This is a genomic window from Comamonas testosteroni, from assembly GCF_014076415.1.
In the GTDB taxonomy this organism is placed as follows: Bacteria; Pseudomonadota; Gammaproteobacteria; order Burkholderiales; family Burkholderiaceae_C; genus Comamonas; species Comamonas testosteroni_F.
Genome location: NZ_CP043568.1, coordinates 739,087 through 756,037 on the forward strand (window position 1 = coordinate 739,087; position 16,951 = coordinate 756,037).

General features: G+C 64.6%; 13 protein-coding genes. All 13 read left to right on the top strand.

Annotated features, from left to right (window positions below):
* Nucleotides 1–5: 5 nt before the first annotated feature.
* The 13 genes from F0P97_RS03325 (at nucleotide 6) to F0P97_RS03385 (ending at nucleotide 16,939) form a co-directional block, all read left to right on the top strand.
* Nucleotides 6–1,331 carry a nitrate regulatory protein gene (locus F0P97_RS03325; protein ID WP_232538113.1) on the top strand — a complete coding sequence of 442 codons (1,326 nt, stop codon included), beginning with the start codon at nucleotides 6–8 and terminating at the stop codon, nucleotides 1,329–1,331.
* Nucleotides 1,332–1,590: 259 nt separating this feature from the next.
* Nucleotides 1,591–2,862, top strand: a complete 1,272-nt coding sequence (locus tag F0P97_RS03330) for a CmpA/NrtA family ABC transporter substrate-binding protein (protein WP_182285609.1) — start codon at nucleotides 1,591–1,593, stop codon at nucleotides 2,860–2,862.
* Nucleotides 2,863–2,888: 26 nt separating this feature from the next.
* On the top strand, nucleotides 2,889–3,881 hold the full coding sequence (gene ntrB / locus F0P97_RS03335; RefSeq protein ID WP_182285610.1) for a nitrate ABC transporter permease: 993 nt from the start codon (nucleotides 2,889–2,891) through the stop codon (nucleotides 3,879–3,881).
* A 109-nt stretch (nucleotides 3,882–3,990) separates the two neighbouring features.
* Nucleotides 3,991–4,803 carry an ABC transporter ATP-binding protein gene (locus F0P97_RS03340; protein WP_012836969.1) on the top strand — a complete coding sequence of 271 codons (813 nt, stop codon included), beginning with the start codon at nucleotides 3,991–3,993 and terminating at the stop codon, nucleotides 4,801–4,803.
* Nucleotides 4,804–5,170: 367 nt separating this feature from the next.
* Nucleotides 5,171–7,645 carry a nitrite reductase large subunit NirB gene (gene nirB, locus F0P97_RS03345; protein WP_182285611.1) on the top strand — a complete coding sequence of 825 codons (2,475 nt, stop codon included), beginning with the start codon at nucleotides 5,171–5,173 and terminating at the stop codon, nucleotides 7,643–7,645.
* 176 nt (nucleotides 7,646–7,821) lie between these two features.
* Nucleotides 7,822–8,220 (top strand): nitrite reductase small subunit NirD, encoded by a 399-nt coding sequence (nirD, locus tag F0P97_RS03350; protein WP_182285612.1) that lies wholly within the window; start codon nucleotides 7,822–7,824, stop codon nucleotides 8,218–8,220.
* 79 nt (nucleotides 8,221–8,299) lie between these two features.
* On the top strand, nucleotides 8,300–8,413 hold the full coding sequence (locus F0P97_RS27940; protein WP_182285613.1) for a hypothetical protein: 114 nt from the start codon (nucleotides 8,300–8,302) through the stop codon (nucleotides 8,411–8,413).
* A complete protein-coding gene (locus tag F0P97_RS27945; protein ID WP_182285614.1) occupies nucleotides 8,410–8,523 on the top strand; it encodes a hypothetical protein in 114 nt (37 codons plus the stop codon). Before F0P97_RS27940 ends, F0P97_RS27945 begins: the two co-directional genes overlap by 4 nt.
* Nucleotides 8,520–11,381, top strand: a complete 2,862-nt coding sequence (locus F0P97_RS03365) for a nitrate reductase (protein ID WP_182285615.1) — start codon at nucleotides 8,520–8,522, stop codon at nucleotides 11,379–11,381. Before F0P97_RS27945 ends, F0P97_RS03365 begins: the two co-directional genes overlap by 4 nt.
* 36 nt (nucleotides 11,382–11,417) lie before the next feature.
* Entirely contained in the window at nucleotides 11,418–12,242 is an 825-nt protein-coding gene (gene cobA / locus F0P97_RS03370; protein ID WP_182285616.1) for a uroporphyrinogen-III C-methyltransferase, read from the top strand.
* A 145-nt stretch (nucleotides 12,243–12,387) separates the two neighbouring features.
* Entirely contained in the window at nucleotides 12,388–13,830 is a 1,443-nt protein-coding gene (locus F0P97_RS03375) for an NAD-dependent succinate-semialdehyde dehydrogenase (RefSeq protein ID WP_182285617.1), read from the top strand.
* Between the two features lie 254 nt (nucleotides 13,831–14,084).
* On the top strand, nucleotides 14,085–16,037 hold the full coding sequence (locus F0P97_RS03380) for a TonB-dependent receptor plug domain-containing protein (RefSeq protein ID WP_420093906.1): 1,953 nt from the start codon (nucleotides 14,085–14,087) through the stop codon (nucleotides 16,035–16,037).
* Between the two features lie 5 nt (nucleotides 16,038–16,042).
* On the top strand, nucleotides 16,043–16,939 hold the full coding sequence (locus tag F0P97_RS03385) for a substrate-binding domain-containing protein (RefSeq protein ID WP_232538116.1): 897 nt from the start codon (nucleotides 16,043–16,045) through the stop codon (nucleotides 16,937–16,939).
* The last annotated feature ends 12 nt before the right edge of the window (nucleotides 16,940–16,951 follow it).

Genomic DNA, 16,951 nt, shown 5'->3' on the forward strand with positions numbered 1-16,951 from the left:
ATGGCATGAATCGTGCTGATCGTCCATGGCATCAACATGACGACAAGCACTACCCCATGAAAACGCCTCTGCACTATCTGGTGGCTGCAAGGCAAAGCGAGATTGCCGAGCTGGAGCAGATCAGCCGCGCCAGCAGCCTGGTGGCGAGCGTGTCCGAGCTCGTCCATGCGCTGCAAAAAGAGCGCGGTCTCTCGAATATCTTTCTGGTCAGCGGCGGAGCACAGGCGCAGCAGAGCCTGCTCGACCATGGCCTGCATGTGGACCGGGTCATGGAGCGGGTCTGCCTCGCGCTTGAAGAGCTGGGCGCGCGGGCGCCGGGTGCGCATGGCGCTCGCCTGTTCAATGCGATCGCCAATGCGCTGCAAGGCTTTGAAGCCCTGCCGCTGCTGCGCCGCCGGCGCGATGCGCTGCAGCTCAGTGCCGAGGACTGCACTCAGGCGTTGATCCGCATGATTGCGGCCTGCCTGACCGTGGTGTTCGAGGCGGCGGACAGTGCTTGCGATCCCGATATCGCGAAATTGCTGGTGGCGCTGTTTCATTTCATGCAGGGCAAGGAGCTGGCGGGCCAGGAGCGTGCCACGGGGGTTGCGGCGTTTACCGCAGGGGTAGGCAGGACGGAGCGTCAGCGCCATTGGCTGCATCTGATCGAGTCGCAGGAGCGTTGCTTTCAGGTGTTTGCAGACTTCGCCAGTCCCTCGGGGATGGAGCGCTGGCAGCAGCAATGCGGGGCCTGCCTCGATATGACGGTGATCGAGCGGCTGCGTCGAATGGGCTGCACGGCCGGTGACGGCCTGCCGCTGGACCGCAGCCTGAGCTCGCCGTGGTTCGAAGCCTGTTCCAGCCGGCTCGACGCCATGCACCAGATTGAGGCATTCCTGGCCGATGAGCTGCAGGCTCAATGTCTGCGCAAGCTGGAGCAGGCCGGCGCCGCGCTCTGCCAGCAACTGGCGCTGCTGGAGATGCAGCCGCAGCCGGGGACTCGCGCCGAAGCGGCTGCAGCCTTTCTGGGGGCCACGCAGTCAGCCGCCTCCTTTCCAGCGGAGGGTGCGTACGGGTTGCAGCTCGAGAAAAGCATTGTCTTGCTGGTGCAGGAGCAATCCATGCGGCTGCAGGACATGCAGACCGAAATCGACAAGGCACGCGCCACGCTCAAGGAGCGCAAGACCATAGAGCGGGCCAAGGGCGTGTTGATGAACTACCGCCAGCTCAGCGAGGGCGATGCCTACAAACTGATCCGGCAGACGGCCATGAACCAGAACCGGCGCATGCTGGATGTGGCCGAGGCGATTCTGGCCACGGTGGACCTGCTGCCGGGCAGCACCAATTCATAGCCTTGGCTGCGCTGTGTTTGTTGCGCTGCACCAAATATGGGCCAAAACTGGAGGTGCAAAGCCTGCTCCGCCTCTGATCAAGGCCTGGCATGGTTTGTGCATGACTGTTGATGTCAAGCAGACCAAAGGCGGTCGCGCTTAAAGCGTTATTACGAGTGACCTGGGACAACGGCGTCCTTTTCTCCTCACACCCGAGGAGGGAAGGGCGCCTTTTTGTTTTCCGGATCGCCTTCACCACGATTCTTGATGGAGTTTTCTCATGAGCCAGCGCCTTCCTTCGTCTACTGTTCCTGCGCCCGAGCCCGTATCTGCCGGTGGCCGGCGTGAGTTTCTGCGCGTGGCCGGTGCTGCTGCCCTCTATGGCACGCTGGGCCACCATGGCGCCTGGGCCGCAGGCTCCGACGCGCCGGAGAAGAAGGAGGTCAGGATCGGGTTCATCCCGCTGACCGATTGCGCCAGCGTGGTCATGGCCTCGGTGCTGGGCTTCGATCAGAAATACGGCGTGAAGATCGTCCCCAGCAAGGAGGCAAGCTGGGCCGGCGTGCGCGACAAGCTGGTCAACGGCGAGCTGGACTTCGCCCATGTGCTCTATGGCCTAGTCTACGGCCTGCATCTGGGTGTGGGCGGCCCCAGGAAGGACATGGCCGTGCTCATGAGCCTGAACAACAACGGCCAGGCGATAACGCTCTCCAAGGCCCTGGCCGACAAGGGCGCGGTGGACGGAGCCAGCCTGGCCAAGGTGATGGCCAGGGAAAAACGCGAATACACGTTTGCCGGCACTTTCCCCACAGGCACCCATGCCATGTGGATGCATTACTGGCTGGCGGCTGCGGGCATCAACCCTTTGTCCGAGGCCAAGCTGATCACCGTGCCACCGCCCCAGATGGTGGCCAATATGCGCGTGGGCAATATGGATGGCTTCTGCGTGGGCGAGCCCTGGAATCACCGCGCCATCATGGACGGCATAGGCATTACGGCCAATACCACGCAGGATATCTGGAAGGATCACCCCGAGAAAGTGCTGGGCACCACGGGCGAGTTCGCACAGAAGAATCCCAACACTTGCCGCGCCGTGATGATGGCGATTCTCGAGGCCGGCCGCTGGATCGACGCCAGCCTGCAGAACAAGACCAAGATGGCCGAGACCGTGGCCCAGAAGTCCTATATCAACACCAGCGTGGACGCCATCAACCAGCGCATTCTGGGGCGCTACCAGAACGGACTGGGCAAGACCTGGGACGACCCCAACCACATGAAGTTCTTCAACGACGGGGCCGTGAACTTCCCCTATCTCTCGGACGGCATGTGGTTTCTTACCCAGCACAAGCGCTGGGGCCTGCTCAAGGCTCATCCCGACTATCTGGCCGTGGCCAGGCAGATCAATCGCATCGACCTCTACCAGCAGGCGGCAAGCCAGCTCAAGGTCAGCGTGCCCAAGGATGTGCTGCGCAGCAGCAAGCTGATCGACGGCGTGGTCTGGGACGGCAAGAACCCTGCCCAGTACGCCGACAGCTTCAAGATCAAGGCCTGAGGCCGCCACCCGACAGGAGAACCATCATGGTCAGTGCCGTACTTCACGCGCCGCTCGAACTCGACCCCCCGCACGATCCGCAACTGGCAGCCCAGGCGGCCAATGATGCGCTGCTCGAAACTTCAAAAGAGATAGCTTCTGGCGCAGAACTTGTAAAGGCTGAAGTGCAAAAAGATATCAAACCCAAAGCGATGGTCACGGCTGCGGTTGCGGTGGCACCCAGCCGCTTGCGCCAATGGGCTGAACAGCTATTTGGTCAGGCCCTGCCGCCGCTGCTGGGGCTGGCGCTGCTGGTTGGCCTGTGGTCGCTGGTATCGAGCAGCACCGGCAAGAGCATTCCTACCCCGGCGGAGACCTGGGAGCAGGCCTTGCAGGTGTTCAGCGATCCCTTCTACCGCAACGGACCGAATGACCAGGGCGTGGGCTGGAATGTGCTGTCCTCGTTGCAGCGCGTGGCCCTGGGTTTCGGTCTGGCGGCACTGGTCGGCATCCCTTTGGGCTTCGCGATCGGACGCTTCAGCTTTCTGTCGCGCATGTTCAACCCCTTGATCAGCCTGCTGCGTCCGGTATCGCCGCTGGCCTGGCTGCCTATCGGCCTGCTGGTGTTCAAGGGCGCCAATCCGGCAGCCATCTGGACCATCTTCATCTGCTCGATCTGGCCCATGGTCATCAACACCGCCGTGGGCGTGCAGCGTGTGCCCCAGGACTATATGAATGTGGCGCGCGTGCTCAATCTGTCGGAGTGGAAGATCGCCACCACCATTCTGTTTCCTGCCGTGCTGCCCTATATGTTGACCGGCGTGCGCCTGGCCGTGGGCACGGCCTGGCTGGTGATCGTGGCCGCCGAGATGCTGACGGGCGGCGTGGGCATAGGTTTCTGGGTCTGGGACGAGTGGAACAACCTCAACGTCAAGAACATCATCATCGCCATCTTCGTGATCGGCATCGTGGGCCTGGTGCTGGAGTGGGCCCTGGTCAAGCTGGCTTCGGCCTTTACGTTTGAAGAGGTCAAGACTTAACCCACCCCTGAGCCGCGCCCTCGGGCGCGTCACCCCCTCAAGGGGGCACCACCGGTGGCCCGGCAAAGCCGGCGCCACGGTGGCCTCGGAAAAAAGCAAGGAGTACCTCATGCATACATCTCTCAGCACCAAGTACATCGAGATCCACGGGGTGGAGCAGACCTTCAAGACCGCCAAGGGCCTGTTTCCCGCGCTGCGCGACATCAATCTGAACATTGCCAAGGGCGAGTTCGTCAGTCTCATCGGGCATTCGGGCTGCGGCAAGTCGACGCTGCTCAATCTGATTGCCGGCCTGACCATTCCCACGGGCGGTGCATTGCTGTGCGCCAACAAGGAGATCAAGGGCCCCGGCCCCGAGCGTGCGGTGGTCTTCCAGAACCACTCGCTGCTGCCCTGGCTGAGCTGCTGGGGCAATGTGCACCTGGCCGTGGAGCGTGTCTTCGGCAAGCGCGAAAGCAAGGCACAACTGGCGCAGCGCACCGATGCGGCGCTGGCCATGGTGGGCCTCAGCCATGCGGCGCAAAAGCGTCCCGGCGAAATCTCGGGCGGCATGAAGCAGCGCGTGGGCATTGCCCGCGCCCTGTCCATGGAGCCCCAGGTGCTGCTCATGGACGAGCCCTTCGGCGCCCTCGATGCCCTGACGCGTGCCAAGCTGCAGGACGAGTTGCTGGAGATCGTGGCACGCACCCAGAGCACCGTGGTGATGGTCACGCACGATGTGGACGAGGCTGTGCTGCTGTCCGACAAGATCGTGATGATGACCAACGGTCCCGCTGCCACGATTGGCGAGGTGCTGCATGTGGCACTGCCACGCCCGCGCAGCCGGGTGGAGCTGGCCGAGGATGCCCAGTATCAAAGCTACCGCAAGGCGGTGATCGACTTTCTCTACACGCGCCAGGGCCATGTGGAAAAAGCGGCCTGAGCCTCGCCTCGATGTCTGTTGCATGGCGCCCTGGGGCGCCATGTTTGTTTGGTGCACAGCAAAGCGGCGCACAGGCACAAGGATGGTGCATCTCTTTCTTGCCTGCTGCATTCCACGAGACGGCAGAGCTGGCATGGCAATTGCATGTTCCCTGTCGTGGCCAAGGTGGGCCACAGGGTGATGGTGCAAGGCTGGATCAGAACCCAAAAGACAAAGACGTCTACATGCTCATGCAAGTCATGAAGCATGCAGACGTCTTTTTTTGTTGCCGGGCCGTCTCAGGACACAGGCGCTTCTTCGGAGGTGTTGCTGCCAAGCGCAGGGGTTCTGCGCGGGAGGCCTTTTTCGCAAGCCCACGGGGACTCAGATGAAAAAATCCAAACTGGTCATGATTGGTAACGGAATGGCAGGCGTGCGCGCGCTGGAAGAGTTGCTGGCCATTGCTCCCGATCTGTACGACATCACGGTCTTCGGCGCCGAGCCGCATCCCAACTACAACCGCATTCTGCTGTCGCCCGTGCTCGCCGGCGAGCAGACGCTCGGCGATATCGTGCTCAACGACTGGTCCTGGTACCAGGATCACCATATCCTGCTGCACGCCGGCTATACCGTGACGGCCGTGGACCGGGCCCGGCGCACGGTACATGCGGTCAATGCCCTGGGCGAGACCGCCAGCGCCGAGTACGACCGGCTGATCATGGCGACGGGCTCCAAGCCCTTCATCCTGCCCATCCCCGGCAAGGACCTGGAGGGTGTGCTGGCCTACCGTGACATTGCCGACACCGAGGCCATGATCGAAGCGGCCAAGACACTCAGGCATGCGGTGGTGATCGGCGGTGGCCTGCTGGGACTGGAAGCGGCCAACGGCCTCATGAAGCGCGGCATGCAGGTCACCGTGGTGCATGTCGGCGACTGGCTGATGGAGCGCCAGCTCGACGATCAGGCGGGCCGCATGCTGCAGAAATCGCTGGCCGAGCGCGGCATGCAGTTCCGCATGCAGGCGCAGACGCAGGAACTGCTGGGCGACGAAGACGCAGGACGCAGCGGCCGCGTGCGCGCCGTGCGCTTCAAGGACGGCAGCGAGATACCCGCCGAACTGGTGGTGATGGCCGTGGGCATTCGTCCCAGCACCGAACTGGCCGAGTCCATGCATCTGCATGTGAGTCGCGGCATCGTGGTCAGCGATACGCTGCAGACCGTGACCGATCCGCGCATCTATGCCGTGGGCGAATGCGCGGCACACCGAGGCATTGCCTACGGACTGGTGGCGCCCCTGTTCGAGCAGGGCAAGGTGCTGGCCAACCATCTGGCCGAGTTCGGCATCGGCCGCTATCTGGGTTCCCTGACCTCGACCAAGCTCAAGGTCACGGGCATCGATCTGTTTTCCGCAGGCGATTTCCAGGGCGGCGGCGATACCGAGGAAATTCTCATGAGCGACCCCTACGCGGGGGTCTACAAAAAGCTGGTCATCAAGGACGACAAGCTGGTCGGTGCCTGTCTGTACGGCGACACGGTGGACGGCAGCTGGTACTTCAAGCTGCTGCGCGAGGGCCGCAGCGTGGCTGATATCCGCGACAAGCTGATGTTCGGCGAATCCAATCTCGGCGATACCGGCCACCAGGGGCAGAGCAAGGCCGCGGCCATGGCCGACGGCGACGAGGTCTGCGGCTGCAACGGCGTGACCAAGGGCGCGATCTGCAAGGCCATCAAGGACAAGGGCCTGTTCACGCTCGACGATGTGCGCAAGCACACCAAGGCCAGTGCCAGCTGTGGCTCCTGCACGGGACTGGTGGAGCAGATCATCATGTTCACGGCCGGCGGCGACTACTCGGCGGCCCCCAAGACCAAGGCCATGTGCGGCTGCACCGACCACGGGCACCAGGCCGTGCGCGATGCGATCCGCGATCACAAGCTGCTGAGCACCGATGCGGTGTTCCGCTTCATGGAGTGGCGCACGCCCAATGGCTGTGCCTCCTGCCGCCCGGCCGTCAACTATTACCTGATCAGCACCTGGCCCAAGGAAGCCAGGGACGACCCGCAAAGCCGCTTCATCAACGAACGCAGCCACGCCAATATCCAGAAGGACGGAACGTACAGCGTGATTCCGCGCATGTGGGGCGGCGAGACCACGGCCTCCGAGCTGCGCCGCATTGCCGATGTGGTGGACAAGTACCAGATCCCCACCGTGAAGGTCACGGGCGGCCAGCGCATCGATTTGCTGGGCGTGAAAAAGGAGGATCTGCAGGCCGTCTGGAACGATATCGGCATGCCCTGCGGCCATGCCTATGCCAAGGCGCTGCGCACGGTCAAGACCTGTGTGGGCAGCGAATGGTGCCGCATGGGCACGCAGGACAGCACCCAGATGGGCAAGGACCTGGAGCGCGCCATGTGGCGCATGTACGCACCGCACAAGGTGAAGTTCGCGGTCAGCGGCTGCCCGCGCAACTGCGCGGAGTCCGGCATCAAGGATGTGGGAATCATCGGCGTGGACTCGGGCTGGGAGATGTATATGGGCGGCAACGGCGGCATCAAGACCGAGGTCGCGCATTTCTTCACCAAGCTCAAGACCGCCGAAGAGGTGATGGAGTACACGGGCGCCTTCATGCAGCTGTACCGGCTGGAAGGCTGGTATCTGGAGCGCACGGTGCACTACATCAATCGCGTGGGTCTGGACTATGTCAAGCGACGCATTCTCGACGATGCCGAGGGCCGCAGGGCGCTGTGGGAGCAGCTGCAGTTTGCACTGGACGGCGAGCCCGATCCCTGGTTCGAGACCGACAAGGCGGCCGTGGACACGCGGCAATTCCAGGCTTTGCCCGCTGATGTGTCAGCTATTGCCTGAAACCGAGAACCTCTTTCAATTTTTCAGCAGTTTACGAACCTGGCGCGGCATAGCCAAGGGACGGTGAGCAAGGGCCTGGGCGGCCCCGCCGCCCCGTAGCGAGGCCGTCGCTCCCCTCCCGCAAAGCGAGAGAGGGGGAAGTCGCAAGGCGGCTCAGGGGAGCTTAGGAGATGCAAATGAGCGAATGGATTTCTATCTGCACGATGGACGACATCCCCGTGCTGGGAGCGCGCCGCGTGGCGCGCGCACAAGGGCTGGATGTGGCCGTGTTCCGCAATGCCGACGACGAGGTGTTTGCGCTGCTGGATCGCTGCCCGCACAAGGGCGGCCCGCTTTCGCAAGGCATTGTGTTCGGTCGCAGCGTGGCCTGCCCGCTGCACAACTGGACGATTGCACTGAGCAGCGGCGAGGCGGCTGCGCCCGACGAGGGCTGCACGCCCTATTTCAGCGTGCGTGTGCAGGACGGCGAGGTGCAGCTGCGCGCCGACGAGCTGGCCAACCGCGCCCTGGAGCAGACCCGCCCGCATGCCGGTCCTGCGCATTGCGCGGGCAAATCCGGCTGTGCCACGGCCTAGTGTCTATGTTGATATGAAATGAATAGCTGCATGCGCTTGTTCAGAAAGCGTTACAGCATGATTTCACTGAAAGTCTGCCATGCATGAGACTCGATCCACCTGTCCCTATTGCGGTGTCGGCTGCGGACTCGCCTTCGGCGGTCCGCGTAGCGGTGAACATGAACGCCGCCGCCTCTCTCTGGTGACGCCATGAAAGAAACCAAGTCCACCTGTCCCTATTGCGGTGTCGGCTGCGGACTCGCCTTCGGCGGTCCGCGTTGCGGTGACCATGGGCGCCGCAGCTTCTCTTCGGTGACGCCATGAAAGAAACCAAGTCCACTTGCCCCTATTGCGGTGTCGGCTGCGGCGTGGTCATCGAGTCCGATGGCCTGCAGATTACCGGCGTGCGTGGCGATCCCGAGCATCCTGCCAACTTGGGCCGTCTGTGCACCAAGGGCAGCACCCTGCATCTGACGGCCGCGCCCGCCTATGCCCAGCAGGCCCGCCTGCTGCAGCCCATGCGCAGGCTGGAGCGGACATCCGCGCCGCAGGCCGCGAGCTGGGATCAGGCCCTGGATGAACTGGCGGCGCGCATTGCCGGCATTCGCGCCGCCCATGGGCCCGATGCACTGGGTTTCTATCTCAGTGGCCAGCTGCTGACCGAGGACTACTACGTCTTCAACAAGCTGGTCAAAGGCCTGCTGGGCACCAACAATCTCGACACCAATTCGCGCCTGTGCATGAGCAGCGCCGTGGCCGGCTACAAGGCCACGCTGGGCGCCGATGCACCGCCGGCCTGCTATGAGGACATAGACCTGGCCGGCTGCATGTTCATCACGGGCAGCAATATGGCCTGGGCGCACCCCATTCTGTTCAGGCGTGTGGAAGAGGCCAGGGCGCGCAGTCCGCAACTCAGGATCATCGTGGCCGATCCGCGCCGTACCGAGACGGCAGAGCTGGCCGATCTCTATCTGCCGCTGCAGCCGGGCAGCGATGTGATGCTGTTTCACGGTCTGCTGCACATCATGCTGTGGGAGGGCTGGACGGACAGCGCCTTCATCGCGCAGCACACCAGCGGCTTTGCACAGCTCAAGGAACTGGTGCGCGAAGCCACGCCCGAGAAGGTCGCTGCCATCTGCGGCCTGCCCGTGCCGGACCTGTACCTGGCGGCGCGCTGGATGGCGCTGGGCGGTGCCGAGGAGCCGGCGGACGCGCGTCGTCCCACGCTCAGCCTCTACTGCCAGGGTCTGAACCAGAGCCGCAGTGGCACGGCCAATAATGCGGCGCTGATCAATCTGCATCTGGCGACGGGCCAGATCGGCAGGCCTGGCGCCGGGCCCCTGTCACTGACGGGCCAGCCCAATGCCATGGGCGGGCGCGAGGTGGGCGGACTGTCCAATCTGCTGAGCGCGCATCGTGATCTTTCGAACGCAGGGCACAGGGCAGAAGTGGCACGGCTATGGGGTGTGGAGTCGATTCCGCAGAAGCCCGGAAAGTCAGCGCTGGAGATGTTCGAGGCCGCTGCCGACGGCCAGATCAAGGCCTTGTGGATTGCCTGCACCAACCCCGCGCAGAGCATGCCCGAACAGGCCATGGTGCGCAGGGCGCTGGAGCGCGCCGAGCTGGTGGTGGTGCAGGAGGCCTTTGCAGCGACCGAGACCACGGCCTATGCCGACTGGTTGCTGCCAGCCTCCACCTGGGGCGAGAAGCTGGGCACGGTCACGAACAGCGAGCGGCGCATCTCGCGGGTGCGCGCCGCCGTGGTCGCGCCGGGGGCGGCACGCCATGACTGGCAGATAGGCGTGCAGCTGGCGCGGCGCCTGGAGCAGCATCTGCGGCCCTCGCTGCCAAGCTTGTTTCCCTATGACACTGCGAATGCCGACGCGGGTGCAGAAGCCATCTGGAACGAGCATCGCGAGTCCACACGAGGGCGCGATCTGGATATCACGGGTCTGAGCTGGGCGATGCTCGAGGTCGAGGGACCCCAGCAATGGCCCATGCCTCAAGGCGCTAGCCAGGGCCGGCAGCGTCTGTATGGCGATGCGGTGTTTGCGACCGAGGATGGGCGTGCACGCTTTGATGCACAGCCCTGGCAGACGCCGGCCGTGCCGCGCGATGCACGGCATCCGTTCAGTCTCAACACCGGCCGCCTGCGCGATCAATGGCATGGCATGACGCGCACTGGCCAGTTGGGGCGTCTGTTCGCCCATGCCAGCGAACCTCAGCTGCAGGTCAGTCCCCAGGACATGCAGAGGCAGCAGCTGCAGGACGGCGATCTGGTCCATCTGTCCAACCGCTATGGCGCCATCGTGCTGCCCGTGCAGGCGGACCCTGGCTTGCAGCCCGCACAGCTCTATCTGCCCATGCACTGGGGCAGCATGTACCTGAGCGGCATGGGCTCCAAGGGGCAGCGGCTTGCGGGCGTCAATGCCCTGACCACCCCCGAGCGCTGCCCGCGCTCCAAGCAGCCCGAGCTCAAGCATGTGGCCGTCAGGCTGCTCAAGGCCGAGCTGCCCTGGACCTGTCTGGGCATGGCCTGGCTTGATGACCAGCAGGTGCAGTCGGTTCGGCAGGCCCTGAGCGAACTGATGGCCGAGTTCGACTTTGCCAGCTGCGTGCTGTTTGGACGCGCCGTGCCGCTGGAGAAAGCGGATCAGGGCCGCACCGGCGTGCAGTTCCGCGCTGCAGCCTATGCGCAGCCCGGCGCCGAGGTGCTGGCGCGGCTGCACAGCCTGCTGCGGCTCGATGGCCCGCAGGCCATGCGCTATGCCGACGCGCGTCGCCAATGCAGCCGCGCCATGGCGATAGGCCGGCAGACCGATGAGCCCAGGCTCGATGCCTTTTTGCTCTGTGGCGATGCCAGCGCCGGTCGCTGGCTGGGGCCGGTACTGCGCGACGAGCAATCGGTGCAAAGCTATGGGCGTCTGCTGCTGTCCTCGGGGGCCAGGCCGCCAGCCGCCATGCCTGCCCGGTCGCCACAGATCTGTGCCTGCATGAATGTGGATGAGGCCAGCATCAACTCGGCACTGACCGCGTGCGAGGGCTCCGCCGACGAGCGGATCGCGCAGCTCAAGTCTTCCCTGGGATGCGGCACGCGCTGCGGCTCCTGCATTCCCAGGATCAAACAACTGGTGCATGCGACGCCTGCGCCGCAGTCGGCAAGCCTGTCGGTTGCCGCCTAGATGTCGATGTCCGGCAATGCATATGAAAGGCCAGCCATGACAAACAGCCATGCCACTTCCCTGCTGCCCGCGGGCCGCTGCTATCTGGTCGGTGCCGGCCCCGGCGATCCGGAGCTGCTCACGCTCAAGGCGCTGAGGCTGATCCAGTCCGCCACGCTGCTGCTGGCCGACGACCTGGTGTCTGCCGACATCGTGAAGCTTGCCAGCGCAAGCGCCCGCATCGTGCATGTGGGCAAGCGCGGCGGGCGCGAGAGCACCTCGCAGGAGTTCATTGAAAAACTCATGATCATGGCGGCTCGCCAAGGTGAGCTGGTGGTGCGCCTCAAGGGTGGCGATCCCTTCATCTTCGGCCGTGGCGGCGAAGAGGTCGAGCATCTGCGCCGGGCCGGGATCGCCGTGGAAGTGGTCAACGGCATCACCGCCGGGCTGGCCGCAGCCACCAGCCTGGGCGTTTCGCTGACCCATCGCGACCATGCCCATGGCGTGGTATTCATCACTGGTCATGCCAAGCCAGGCAGTGCCGGCCATGACTGGCAACTGCTGGCCGGCACGGCCCGGATGCTGGGGCTGACGCTGGTGATCTACATGGGTGTTGCCACTGCCGCCGTCATCCAGCAGCAGCTGCTGGCTGGCGGGCTGCCGGCTTCTACTCCGGTGGCTCTGGTCCAGAACGCCAGTCTGCCGGCACAGCAGCAAGTGGTGACCGAGCTGGGGCAGATGACGCAGGCGCTGGCTCGCAGCGGACTGGGCAGCCCCTGCGTGTTCGTGGTGGGCGAGGTGGTCAGGCTGGCCGCATCGTCCGCCGGGGGGCTGGGCGGGCTGATGGAGCAGGTGGAGCGACGCCTGGCCGTGGGCGCATGAGGTCGATTGCTGACAGCTGTCCCCCTTTTGTCTGAGTGCCGAGCCCGCATGACTAGAATTTGTTCGGTAACCCCTGAACATTTGTCACACCCGGTCGCGCCAGTCTGCAGGGGGATAGCGGCGGCCGACACCTATGAGTCATGCGATGAGCACTGCATATCCTGATACCCAGCTTTTGATCGACGGTCAGTGGCAGGACGCTGCCAGCAGCAAGAAAATTGATGTGCGCAACCCGGCAAGCGGCGAGGTGATTGGCCGCGTGGCCCATGCCGATATTGCCGACCTGGATCGCGCCCTGGCGGCGGCCGACAAGGGCTTTCAGGTCTGGCGCAAGGTGTCTGCCCATGAGCGCGGTGCCATCATGCGCCGTGCCGCAGCCCTGTTGAAAGAACGTGCCGACGAGATCGCCGCGCTGCTGACGCAGGAGCAGGGCAAGCCGCTGGCCGAGGCCAAGGTGGAAATCATTGCCGGCGCCGGCATCATCGAATGGTTTGCCGACGAGGCGCTGCGTGTCTATGGCCGCATCGTGCCTTCGCGTCGCCCCGAGCAGCAGCAACTGGTGATCAAGGAGCCCGTGGGCCCGGTCGCTGCCTTCACGCCCTGGAACTTCCCCGTCAACCAGATCGTGCGCAAGATCGGCGCGGCCCTGGCTTCGGGCTGCTCCTTCCTGGTCAAGGCACCCGAGGAAACTCCGGCCTCCCCCGCAGCCCTGCTCAAGTGCTTTGTCGATGCCGGAATTCCTGCCGGTGTCGTGGGTCTGGTCTATGGCAACCCCGCGCAGATTTCCGAATATCTGATTGCCCACCCCGTGATCCGCAAGGTGACCTTCACCGGCTCCACGGCCGTGGGCAAGCAGCTGGCGGCGCTGGCCGGCCAGCACATGAAGCGCTCCACCATGGAACTCGGCGGCCATGCTCCCGTGATCGTGGCCGAGGATGCCGATGTGCAGCTGGCCGTCAAGGCTGCGGGCGCGGCCAAGTTCCGCAACGCAGGCCAGGTCTGCATCTCGCCCACGCGCTTTCTGGTGCACAACAGCGTGCGCGAGGAGTTCACGCGCGCCATGGTCGCCCATGCCGAGGCATTGAAGGTCGGCAACGGCCTGGAGCAGGGCACGCAGATGGGCCCGCTGGCCAATCCGCGTCGCGTGACCGCGCTGACCCAGCTGATCCAGAACGCCGAACAAAGCGGTGCCAAGCTGATGACGGGCGGCGCATCCTTTGGCTCCGCCGGCAACTTCTTTGCCCCCACGGTGCTGGCCGACGTGCCTTTGACGGCCGACATCTTCAACCAGGAGCCTTTCGGTCCCGTGGCGGCGATTCGCGGCTTCGACAGGATCGAAGACGCCATTCAGGAGGCCAATCGCCTGTCCTATGGTCTGGCGGCCTACGCCTTCACGCGCTCGCTCAAGACGACGCACCAGCTGTCGCAGGATGTGGAAGCCGGCATGTTGTGGATCAACCAGCCTGCCCTGCCATCGGCCGAGCTGCCCTTTGGCGGCATCAAGGACTCTGGCTACGGCTCCGAAGGCGGCCCGGAGGCGCTGGAAGCCTATCTGGTGGCCAAGGCCGTGGCGATCAGCTGCGTTTGAATCTGCGAGGCATTTGATGCAAGGCCACCCTCGGGTGGCCTTTTTCATGGGTGATGTATGCCGTGCGGCTTATGGAGACTGTTTGTTGATCGTTATTCCATAAATGAATAGCGGTGGCTAGAATCGACATTTTTTACATTCGACAACAAATTCCAGCCCGCGCCATGCCATTGCACTTCACGGTTTCCCAGATCCATCCTCCGAGTCTTGTTCTTCGCCGCAGCTGGTTGTGGGGCGCGCTGGCCATCGCGCCCATGGGTGCGGTCTGGGCCCAGGCCGCGGCCGAAGCTGCCAGTCAGACTTTCACGCTGGGTACGGTGGAGGTCAGTGCGCGGCGCGAGGCCGAAGAGCTCGGGGCCGGCGACATGCAGCGCGTCGGCAGTGCCGAGATGGAGCGCATCAATGCCGGCACCGTGGCCGATGCCGTGCGCAATCTCCCCGGCGTGAGCCTGTCGCGCAACAACCGCAACGAGGAAATGATCAGTCTGCGGGGCTTTGACTCGCGCCAGGTGCCCATCTTTGTGGACGGCGTGCCGCTGTATGTGCCCTATGACGGCTATGTGGATCTGGGCCGTTTCACCACCTTCGACCTGGCCGAGATCAATGTGGCCAAGGCCGGTGCCTCGCTGCTGTACGGCCCCAATACGCTGGGCGGTGCCGTCAATCTGGTCACGCGAAAACCGGCCAAGCCCTTCGAGGGCGACGTGCGCCTGGGTGTGGGCAGCGGTGGCGAGCGCAGGGCGAGCTTCAACCTGGGGGGCAACCAGGGCAACTGGTACTACCAGTTGGGCGCCTCCTACCTGGATGCCGACAGTTTTCCTCTGCCCCGGGGCTTCAGGGATTACAAAAAGCAGCCCACCGATACCGGCAGCAAGCGCGAGAACGCGGACCGTACCGACAAGCGCCTGTCCTTCAAGCTGGGACTCACGCCCAATGCCACGGACGAATACGCCATTGGCTATGTGCGTCAGGAAGGCGAGAAGGGCAATCCCGTCTACACCGGCCAGTCCACGCAGAAGAACGCCGTGCGTTACTGGCGCTGGCCCTATTGGGACAAGGACAGCCTGTACTTCCTGAGCACCACCCGTCTGAACAGCAGCAATGTGCTCAAGACCCGCCTGTACCACGATACCTACAAAAACGGTCTCGACATGTACAAGGACGCCAGCTACACGGCCCACGATCCGACCAGCAGCTACAAGGATGTGAGCAAGGGGGCCAGCCTGGAGTGGGTCAACTACGCCTTCTCCGGTCATGAGCTGCATGCGGCCTTCCACTACAAGCAGGACGAGCACACCGACGCGGCCTCGGGCAAGGACCCGCAGAAGCACTACCGCGATGTGACCACCTCGCTGGTGCTCGAGGATCACATCGCCCTGGCCGAGCGTTGGCGCCTGACGCTGGGCCTGAGTCACGACCAGCGCGATGCCAAGCAGGTCTACCAGTGGCCCACGGGCTCCACCAGCGCCACCAACGGTCTGGCACGCCTGAGCTATGCGCTCACGGCCCAGGGCGACGAGGTCTATCTGATTGCCTCGCACAAGACCCGCTTTGCGACCATCAAGGACCGCTATTCGGCACGCATGGGAACGGCCCTGGCCAACCCCGACCTCAAGCCCGAGGTGGCCAACCACCTGGAGCTGGGCCTGAGCGGCAAGCCCTGGCAGGGCGGCAAGGGGCAGGCGGCCGTGTTCTACAGCCGGGTGCGCGACCAGATCCAGACCATGGTCCTGGACTCCACGGCCTGCGGCGGCAAGACATGCAACCAGGCGCAGAACGTGGGACGCACGCGCAATGTCGGTCTTGAGGTGTCTCTGGCGCAGCAACTGTCGGCCCAATGGGCTCTGCATGCGGGCTACACCTATCTGAGCCGCACCAATCTCAGCGACCGCAGCATCACCTTGACTGACACGCCGCGTCAGCGTCTGACTGCCGCCCTGCAATGGAGTCCGCAAGCCCAGTGGCAGCTGCGTGCCGAGCTGGAGGCAGAACAGGGCCGCAAGGTACCGCTGTCGGCCAGCGGCCAGGCACAGGTCTATCAGATGGCCGGCTACGGCGTGGCCAATCTGCGCGCGCGCTATCTGCCGCGTCCGGACACCACGCTGGACTTCGGCGTGGCCAATCTGGGCGACAAGTGGTATCAGCTGGCAGACGGTCTGCCCATGCCTGGCCGCAGCTGGTACATGAACCTGGGCTACCGGTTCTGATGGCCATGGAACACCTGCTTCAGACATCGCTGGCAAGGCGTGACTGGCTGCGGAGTCTGGCTGCCCTGGGCATGGCCGGTGGCCCGGCCCTGGCGGCGGGAGCAAAACCCGCTGCGAGCACAGGCGTACAGGTGGCAGCCGTGGGCGGACTCGTGCTGTGCGGCGTGTGGCCGCGCGTGGCCGAACAGGCCAGCCAGGCCCTGGCCATGCCGGTCACCACCGTGGCGGCCGCGCCCAAGGAGGGCGTGGTGCCCGCCTTCGCGCGCGGCCAGGCGCAGATGCTGCTGATTCACGCCAGCGACGAAGCCATGGCACTGGAGGCCAGCGGCATGGCGGGTGCTGCGCGCGTCTGGGGCTGGAACCAGCATGTCATTGCCGGCCCCGCTCATGACCCCGCCGGCGTGCGTTCGGTCGCTGACGGCACGCAGGCGCTGCGGCGCATTGCCGAAACCGGCGCCCCCTTTATCGCGCTGCGCGATCCCGGCAGCTATACCGTGGTGCAGCGTCTGTGGCGGCGCGGCGGCATACGCCCCGATGCGCGCTGGCTGCGCGCCGACACCGGCCCGCGCCCGCAGGCCGTGCTGGAGCTGGCGGCGCGCGAGCAGGCCTATGCCGTGGTCGGCCATATTCCCCTGGCTTTCGGCAAGATGGGCGCTCCCGGCATAGAGCTGCTGCTGCATGGCGATCCGCTGATGCGCAGACCCTATGTGCTGCTCACGCCCGGCCCGCGCCATCCGGCCACGCCGGAGCAGCGTCGGACGGTGAACCTGCTGGCCGAGTATCTGCTGTCGGCGGCCGGCCAGCATGTACTCGAAGCCGCCAGCGGCGCAGGCGGCCCCTGGGTGTTTGCGCGCGACAGCGTACCCGCCGGCATGAACACCGGCGCCGATGGACAGACATGATCGAAGGAGCTG

Excerpts from the sequence above, each read along its gene's own strand:
- F0P97_RS03325 (WP_232538113.1), top strand. The coding sequence starts at position 6 with ATGAATCGTGCTGATCGTCCATGGCATCAACATGACGACAAGCACTAC.
- F0P97_RS03330 (WP_182285609.1), top strand. The coding sequence starts at position 1,591 with ATGAGCCAGCGCCTTCCTTCGTCTACTGTTCCTGCGCCCGAGCCCGTA.
- ntrB (WP_182285610.1), top strand. The coding sequence starts at position 2,889 with ATGGTCAGTGCCGTACTTCACGCGCCGCTCGAACTCGACCCCCCGCAC.
- F0P97_RS03340 (WP_012836969.1), top strand. The coding sequence starts at position 3,991 with ATGCATACATCTCTCAGCACCAAGTACATCGAGATCCACGGGGTGGAG.
- nirB (WP_182285611.1), top strand. The coding sequence starts at position 5,171 with ATGAAAAAATCCAAACTGGTCATGATTGGTAACGGAATGGCAGGCGTG.
- nirD (WP_182285612.1), top strand. The coding sequence starts at position 7,822 with ATGAGCGAATGGATTTCTATCTGCACGATGGACGACATCCCCGTGCTG.
- F0P97_RS27940 (WP_182285613.1), top strand. The coding sequence starts at position 8,300 with ATGCATGAGACTCGATCCACCTGTCCCTATTGCGGTGTCGGCTGCGGA.
- F0P97_RS27945 (WP_182285614.1), top strand. The coding sequence starts at position 8,410 with ATGAAAGAAACCAAGTCCACCTGTCCCTATTGCGGTGTCGGCTGCGGA.
- F0P97_RS03365 (WP_182285615.1), top strand. The coding sequence starts at position 8,520 with ATGAAAGAAACCAAGTCCACTTGCCCCTATTGCGGTGTCGGCTGCGGC.
- cobA (WP_182285616.1), top strand. The coding sequence starts at position 11,418 with ATGACAAACAGCCATGCCACTTCCCTGCTGCCCGCGGGCCGCTGCTAT.
- F0P97_RS03375 (WP_182285617.1), top strand. The coding sequence starts at position 12,388 with ATGAGCACTGCATATCCTGATACCCAGCTTTTGATCGACGGTCAGTGG.
- F0P97_RS03380 (WP_420093906.1), top strand. The coding sequence starts at position 14,085 with ATGGGTGCGGTCTGGGCCCAGGCCGCGGCCGAAGCTGCCAGTCAGACT.
- F0P97_RS03385 (WP_232538116.1), top strand. The coding sequence starts at position 16,043 with ATGGAACACCTGCTTCAGACATCGCTGGCAAGGCGTGACTGGCTGCGG.